Annotated in this window: 7 protein-coding genes and 1 tRNA gene; all 8 read left to right on the forward strand. The window is 42.9% G+C overall.

The genetic code is table 11. The features are described 5' to 3' along the window. The first annotated feature begins 7 nt into the window (after positions 1–7). A complete protein-coding gene (locus BLT_RS0106815; RefSeq protein ID WP_017727037.1) occupies positions 8–991 on the forward strand; it encodes an alpha-ketoacid dehydrogenase subunit beta in 984 nt (327 codons plus the stop codon). An 18-nt stretch (positions 992–1009) separates the two neighbouring features. Next, positions 1010–2302: a dihydrolipoamide acetyltransferase family protein gene (locus BLT_RS0106820; protein ID WP_017727038.1), complete on the forward strand. Its 1293-nt coding sequence runs from the start codon at positions 1010–1012 to the stop codon at positions 2300–2302. Positions 2303–2552: 250 nt separating this feature from the next. Further along, a complete protein-coding gene (locus tag BLT_RS0106830) occupies positions 2553–3032 on the forward strand; it encodes a hypothetical protein (protein ID WP_017727040.1) in 480 nt (159 codons plus the stop codon). A 350-nt stretch (positions 3033–3382) separates the two neighbouring features. Further along, positions 3383–4978 carry a metal ABC transporter solute-binding protein, Zn/Mn family gene (locus BLT_RS0106835; protein ID WP_017727041.1) on the forward strand — a complete coding sequence of 532 codons (1596 nt, stop codon included), beginning with the start codon at positions 3383–3385 and terminating at the stop codon, positions 4976–4978. Positions 4979–5106: 128 nt separating this feature from the next. Continuing rightward, positions 5107–5544: a BrxA/BrxB family bacilliredoxin gene (locus BLT_RS0106840; protein WP_017727042.1), complete on the forward strand. Its 438-nt coding sequence runs from the start codon at positions 5107–5109 to the stop codon at positions 5542–5544. 382 nt (positions 5545–5926) lie between these two features. Next, positions 5927–6283, forward strand: coding sequence for a hypothetical protein (locus BLT_RS0106845; RefSeq protein WP_017727043.1), 357 nt, complete (start codon positions 5927–5929; stop codon positions 6281–6283). A gap of 72 nt (positions 6284–6355) precedes the next feature. Further along, positions 6356–6430, forward strand: a tRNA-Arg gene (locus tag BLT_RS0106850). Between the two features lie 185 nt (positions 6431–6615). Then, positions 6616–6731: transposase (locus BLT_RS22980; RefSeq protein WP_017727044.1), on the forward strand; the 116-nt coding region annotated here is incomplete at its 3' end.

Raw genomic sequence — 6731 nt, forward strand, 5'->3', positions numbered from 1 at the left:
AGTCAAAATGGCGGTCATTTCTTATATTGAAGCCGTAACCCAAGCCTTGCGAGAAGAAATGGAGCGAGATGAAAAAGTGTTCGTTCTTGGTGAGGATGTAGGCGCACGTGGAGGCGTGTTTCGAGCCACAAGTGGGTTATATGAACAATTTGGAGAGCAGCGCGTGTTAGATACACCTCTTGCTGAATCGGCGATTGCCGGGGTTGGTATCGGTGCTGCCATGTATGGTCTGCGCCCTGTTGCAGAAATGCAATTTGCCGATTTTATCATGCCGGCAGTGAATCAAATTATTTCAGAAGCGGCAAAAATTCGCTACCGTTCCAATAATGATTGGAATTGTCCGATTACGATTCGGGCGCCATATGGCGGCGGGGTTCATGGAGCCCTTTATCATTCCCAATCAGTGGAAGCGATTTTTGCGAATGTTCCTGGACTGAAAATTGTGATGCCTTCGACCCCTTACGATGTAAAAGGATTATTAAAAGCCGCGATTCGGGACGACGATCCAGTTCTTTTCTTTGAGCACAAGCGTGCCTACCGTCTTATAAAAGGAGAGGTCCCAGACGAGGATTATACACTACCAATTGGGAAGGCAGATGTAAAACGGGAAGGGCAGGACATCACCGTCATCACATACGGGCTGGCTGTCCATTTTGCCCTTCAAGCAGCTGAACGGTTAGAAAAGGATGGCATTACGGCTCATATTCTTGACTTGCGTACGGTCTATCCACTAGATAAGGAAGCAATTAAGGAAGCAGCAAGCAAAACTGGGAAGGTGTTGCTTGTAACCGAGGATAACAAAGAAGGTAGTATCATGAGTGAGGTTGCCGCAATTATCTCTGAACACTGCTTATTCGATTTAGATGCACCAATTAAGCGGCTAGCAGGACCGGATATTCCGGCGATGCCATATGCTCCTACAATGGAAAAACATTTTATGATTAATCCAGATAAAGTGGAAAAAGAGATGCGTGAGCTGGCAGAGTATTAATGGATGGAGGGAAAGCTTATGGCGACAGACATTACCATGCCCCAGCTAGGTGAAAGTGTAACGGAAGGAACCATTAGCAAGTGGCTCGTGAAACCAGGCGATAAAGTGAATAAGTATGATCCCCTCGCAGAGGTCATAACGGATAAGGTGAATGCAGAAGTCCCTTCGTCCTTTTCAGGTACGATCAAAGAGCTCCTTGTGGAAGAAGATGAAACGGTTGAGGTTGGAAAGGTCATTTGCCGGATGGAAGTGGCAGAGGCGAGCGAGGAATCAAATGAATCAACGCTAGCAGCAGAAACAGGTAGAAAGAATGGGACAGAAGTGGTTCGCTCTCAGCCGCGCGATGAATCGCAAAAAAAACGCTATTCTCCCGCTGTTCTTCGCCTCGCTCAAGAGCACGAAATCGATCTTGAACAGGTTGATGGCTCTGGTAAAGGAGGACGTATCACCCGTAAGGATTTGCAGGTGATCATCGAGAGTGGTCGTATTCCGAAGAAATCCACAAGCCTAGCCGTTCAATTGGAGCGTTCTAACGAGCAAGAACAAATGTCAACAAAGCAAGAAGTGGCCTCTAGTGTGAGCTCAGTACGTGTCGCACCTGATGACGTAGAAATTCCAGTATCAGGCGTACGTAAAGCCATTGCTGCTAATATGGTAAAGAGTAAGCACGAAGCACCTCATGCCTGGACGATGGTAGAAGTAGATGTTACAAACCTTGTAAACTTCCGTAATGCAAGAAAGCAAGCATTTAAGGAGCAGGAAGGCTTTAACCTCACTTTTTTACCGTTTTTTATCAAGGCGGTTGTAGAAGCACTTAAGGAGTTCCCGCAATTGAATTCGATGTGGGCTGGAGACAAAATTATTCAAAAAAAGGAGATCAACCTTTCGATTGCCGTTGCCACTGACGATGCGCTCTATGTTCCGGTCATTAAGCATGCTGATGAAAAAAGCATCAAAGGGATCGCCCGAGAGGTGAACGAGCTTGCCAAGAAGGTACGTACGGGTAAATTGACAAGCGCTGATATGCAGGGTGGAACGTTTACGGTTAATAATACGGGTTCTTTTGGTTCGGTTTTATCTGCCCCGATTATTAATCATCCACAAGCTGCGATCTTATCGATTGAATCGATCGTTAAGCGCCCTGTTGTCATTGAGAGTGAGGCAGGAGATATGATTGCAATTCGCAGCATGGTGAACCTTTGTTTGTCTCTTGACCATCGCGTGTTAGATGGGCTTGTATGTGGACGCTTTTTAGCGAAAGTAAAATCAATCTTAGAAGCAATGTCAGCGGAAAACACATCCGTTTATTAAGATAAAGCGCCAATTCTGAAGGCACCCCAATTGTTAGACATCATCCAACAATTGGAGGTGCTTTTTTTATAACGACAAGTGCAGGGGCGTATGGAGGATATGAAGCATAAAAGCTTTTATTAACTTTACATGTTGCTCAAACGCAACGGTTTTCATTTGAACGGGAAGCACCTGCTTATGAACCAAAATGGTATGTTTATTCTTCGGTTGGTTATCCTACAAAGCAAACAGACGAAAGGGTGTAGTAACGATGATAAAAAATAAAGTCACGGTTTTTATGCTTTTTTTATTTTTGCTAGGATGTTTCGTGAATGTCCCTGCTGGACTAGCTGAAGAGCAATTGGAAGAACAAGGGGAAAGTCATGAACAATTCTGTCATGACTGCTTTAAAAAATATCATCAAGCCTTTCAAGAGCATCTAGATTTCTATTACGAGCTTCTTGCTGAAAAATATGCACCGAAAGACGTCGCTCGTTGGAATGAATTAAGAAACGAACGAGGGATGCTAATGAAGCAGATGGCAGAGGCACAAAAGCGTGGCGTGAAATGGAAGAAGCCAGAGCTAGATGAAAAGCTGAAGGAGCAACATGTCACTCTGCAACAACAATTTCAAGAAGCGGTAAAAATGAGAGACACGAAAAAGCTAGAAACCGTTCTCCCTCAGCTTTTGGATCATTACAAAGACCGAAATAATCGAATGAAGGAATGGCTTGAAAAAAATAAAGGCTAGTGTGAGCTTTAACGCTGCTAATTTTTGCCCATGTTTTTTGAGAAATGTGGGCTTTTTTTTCTGTGAAAAGGGGGCGGAGCTTTTAAGAAGACTAACCGGTAAGCTTGTCGCTTACACCACTTTTCTTGAAAGGATGCACAAAAAGACCTGGTAAAATCGTTTTCATCCTTGTAGGAAGAGTGATCCTCTTATGCTGGTTTCTGTATGAATGAGAAGGTGTAACATGATGTAAGAAATGAGAGGTTGAATCGCATAAAGCAATTCAATCGTTTAATTTTATTTACAAATCGTAATTGTTACGATATAATTCGAAATGAGATAAAACGGAATGATTACGAAAGGGGAATGTTATGAACATTAAAGCATTGTTATTTTCAGGGATGCTTGCGACTGCGGCTTTTCTTACAGCATGTGGTGGCCAAAACGAAGCTGAAGAGACGAATAACGAACCAGTTGCAGAGGGAGGAGAAGTAGAAGAGGTTGAAACACTGGAAATTTTCACGACCATTTTTCCGCTTGAGGATTTGACAAAGAAAATTGGTGGCGATTATGTCAATGTGACAAATCTTGTGCCTGTCGGGGCCGATGCTCATACATACGAACCAACAGCCCGTGTGATGATTGAAGCGGCAGAAGGAGATGCATTTATTTATAACGGAGCCGGCTTGGAAGGCTTTGCTGATGCTTTAATTAAAGCAATTGAAGGTGAAGGGGTAAAAATTGTCGTCGCTTCTGAGGGGATTGATTTGCTTGAAGGCAATCATGACCACGGAGAGGAAGCGTATCCTCATGAGGAAGATGAGCATGGACACGGAGAAGAAGCGCATGGACATGAAGAAGATGAACATGGGCATGAAGAAGAAGCGCATGGACATGAAGAAGATGAACATGGGCATGAAGAAGAAGCGCATGGACATGAAGAAGATGAACATGGGCATGAAGAAGAAGCGCATGGACATGAAGAAGATGAACATGGGCATGAAGAAGAAGCGCATGGACATGAAGAAGATGAACATGGGCATGAAGAAGAAGCGCATGGACATGAAGAAGATGAACATGGGCATGAAGAAGAAGCGCATGGACATGAAGAAGATGAACATGGGCATGAAGAAGAAGCGCATGGACATGAAGAAGATGAACATGGGCATGAAGAAGAAGCGCATGGACATGAAGAAGATGAACATGGGCATGAAGAAGAAGCGCATGGACATGAAGAAGATGAACATGGGCATGAAGAAGAAGCGCATGGACATGAAGAAGATGAACATGGGCATGAAGAAGAAGCGCATGGACATGAAGAAGATGAACATGGGCATGAAGAAGAAGCGCATGGACATGAAGAAGATGAACATGGGCATGAAGAAGAAGCGCATGGACATGAAGAAGATGAACATGGAGACGAAGATGCTCACAATCATGACCATGACAAAGACCCTCATGTTTGGTTGGATCCGATTCTTTCCATTACCCTTGCAGAAAACATTAAAAATACACTAGTTGAATTGCTTCCTGAGCAAGAAGAATATTTTGAGTCAAATTTTGCTGATGTAAAAGCTGAACTAACCGCAATTGATGAAGAGTTTCAGACAATGGTGAATGAAGCAGAAAAGGATACCTTTATTGTCTCTCATGCTGGCTATGGGTATTGGGAAGAACGATATGGAATTCATCAAATTGGAATCGCTGGTCTATCGCCAACGAATGAGCCTTCTCAGCGACAAGTTCAAAACATTATTGAACTTGCAAATGAAAATCAGATCGAATATTTGTTATTCGAGCAAAATATGACGCCACGGATCGCAGAGGTCGTTCGTCATGAAGTGGGTGCGGAAGTTGAATACCTGCACAATCTTGAGGCCTTAGTGGATGAAGATGTTGCAAGTGGTGAAGACTACTTTAGTCTCATGAGAAAAAACATTGAAGCACTTCGAACAGCTTTGCAATGAAGGTGTGCCTAGCTCCTCGTGGGGTTAGGCTTTTTATTTAGATTGAAATTTTCGATGCAAGACAGTTGGTTTCGTGAGTCTTTCTAGGTTACAATAGAATCAACGAACTTATTGTGAGGTGTTTAATCATGGACTTTAACTTTTTTATAAATGACGTGGTACAGACGGCTCGGCAAGAAATCGTCGAAGCAGGGTACCAAGAGTTAAAAACAGCAGAAGAGGTAGACGACGTCTTGAAACAAGAAGGTACAACCTTCGTGATGATTAATTCAGTTTGTGGCTGTGCTGGTGGAATCGCACGTCCAGCTGCTGCCTACATGAAAAACTATGAAAATAGACCTGATCGCTTTGTGACTGTATTTGCTGGCCAGGATAAGGAAGCAACAGCAAGAGCGCGTGAATATTTCACTGGGTATGCCCCTTCTTCACCGTCATTTGCTCTGCTTAAAGACGGAAAAATTCTAACAATGGTTGAGCGTCATGAAATTGAAGGGCATGAGCCGATTCAAGTCGTGCAAAAGCTCGAAAAAGCATTTGACGAATATTGCCAAAAAAATGTTCAGTAAAAGGGCCAGCGATGTGGCCTTTTTTTTCTTTCTGCGGAAAAGGGGCGGAGCTTCAGTTCAAGTTCATGAATCACTGAAGTACTTCCGCTCACACCACCTTCATTGAAATGGTACACAGAATAATCTAACGAGCTTATTTTTATCCCATTGGGAAGTGTGAGACGCTCATGATTGTTTTGCGGAAAAGGGGCGGAGCTTACAGGATGACGAAGCCAGAGTGTGTCAACTTGTTCAAGTGGTCCTACACTTACCTTATGAGCGGCTTCCACTTCCGTTTGAAAGAGTTACTGCCTAGGATTTTTGTTTAGGTGTAAATGAACAATCGTAACAGTAGCCGATCTATGCTATAATAGCCCAGATGTTGAAAAAGGAGTGTGTATGAATGCAAGAGCTATACGAACAAATTCAAGTATATTTAAATATGGACGAAGAGATTTCATTTAAGGAATTTAACGATTTCTATAAAAAAGTCTTGGATCGCCTCGGTGAAACCCATGAGACATTAGAAGAAGAAATGGTTTGGAAGAGCCTTTTCATTGTTGAAAATGTTATGTCTAACGCGAATGGTCGGGCAAAGGAAACACGTGGAAGCGAAGCAAAAAAATATCAAAAAATGGCGCAACGCTTGCAGCTTTGGTCAAACAACCTTGGGGCGCGTCTTGCAAAAGCAGGCTATACGGAAGAGGATGTTAATGAGCGCTTTGACAAGATGTTTAATGAAGGTCCACCACAAGAATAATCGAATAAGGGAGAAAGTGTTGACAGCTTCTCCCTCATCATCTATACTACTAATGTCGCTTTAATTAAATTTGCGCCTATGGTGAAAGGGATATCACACGAGATTCCGGTTCTCGCGTTGTGGGTTCGAATCCTGCTAGGCGCGCCAGCTTATACATACCAAACGCCTTAAGCAGCTGCTTAGGGCGTTTTATTATATGGGTTTAAAACCACGTGTTCTACACGTGTGAAAATAAAACTTCTAGAGTGGTAAAGTGACAGAAAAAATCTCCAATCGTTATAATAGAAGATGGCCGTCAAACCAACTTCTAAAAAACGAAAGGAGATCTACTCATGTCGAGTGACAATAGTTTATCACACACAAGATGGAATTGTAAGTATCACATCGTATTCATACCAAAGTACAGAAGAAAAGTCATTTATGGAAAACTGAGAAAAGATATAGGTGC

The organism is Halalkalibacterium ligniniphilum (assembly GCF_000334155.1).
Classification (GTDB): domain Bacteria; phylum Bacillota; class Bacilli; order Bacillales; family Bacillaceae_D; genus Halalkalibacterium; species Halalkalibacterium ligniniphilum.

Coding starts and splice junctions, on each gene's coding strand:
- BLT_RS0106815 (WP_017727037.1), top strand. CDS start 8: ATGGCGGTCATTTCTTATATTGAAGCCGTAACCCAAGCCTTGCGAGAA.
- BLT_RS0106820 (WP_017727038.1), top strand. CDS start 1,010: ATGGCGACAGACATTACCATGCCCCAGCTAGGTGAAAGTGTAACGGAA.
- BLT_RS0106830 (WP_017727040.1), top strand. CDS start 2,553: ATGATAAAAAATAAAGTCACGGTTTTTATGCTTTTTTTATTTTTGCTA.
- BLT_RS0106835 (WP_017727041.1), top strand. CDS start 3,383: ATGAACATTAAAGCATTGTTATTTTCAGGGATGCTTGCGACTGCGGCT.
- BLT_RS0106840 (WP_017727042.1), top strand. CDS start 5,107: ATGGACTTTAACTTTTTTATAAATGACGTGGTACAGACGGCTCGGCAA.
- BLT_RS0106845 (WP_017727043.1), top strand. CDS start 5,927: ATGCAAGAGCTATACGAACAAATTCAAGTATATTTAAATATGGACGAA.